Source organism: Marinobacter sp. UBA2498 (assembly GCF_002341575.1).
Lineage (GTDB): Bacteria > Pseudomonadota > Gammaproteobacteria > Pseudomonadales > Oleiphilaceae > Marinobacter > Marinobacter manganoxydans.
Genome location: NZ_DDOI01000043.1, coordinates 14,837 through 15,235, shown reverse-complemented (window position 1 = coordinate 15,235; position 399 = coordinate 14,837). Strand labels below are relative to the sequence as shown.

The 399-nt window shown below is 56.1% G+C and carries 1 protein-coding gene; it reads left to right on the top strand.

Going from position 1 to position 399, the window contains the following annotated elements; genetic code table 11:
* Positions 1-47: 47 nt before the first annotated feature.
* A partial coding sequence (locus B2W52_RS04865; RefSeq protein WP_286801663.1) for a DUF4124 domain-containing protein occupies positions 48-399 on the top strand: 352 nt, incomplete at its 3' end.

Sequence of the window (399 nt, the reverse complement as noted above, 5' to 3'; positions counted from 1 at the left end):
GCGCCTTCGGGCGCCTTTTTTTGTTTCTGCAAAAATGCGAGGAACCGATGCTCAGAGCCATGGCACTGATCTTCACGCTCTCTGTTCTGGCAGTGCCGGCGCAGTCCCAGGTTTTTCGCTGCGAAAAAGACGGCAATACGGTGTTCTCGGACCAGCCCTGCGGCGAGGATGCTGAATCGCTTGAGCTACGGGATAACCGCATTGGCGGCAGTTTCAATCAGAACCTCCCGGTGCAGGAGTCCCCTGATCCAGAAGAGCAGACCGAAGAGTCAGAACAAGAAAAAGAGGCCGGCACATGCCGTTTTATCAACTCTACCGATTTGCGTCGTTATCTGGTTCGTGAGCAGGTGGTGCGAGGCATGACCCGTGACAACGTGCGCCGTGCTTTCGGCAACCCTC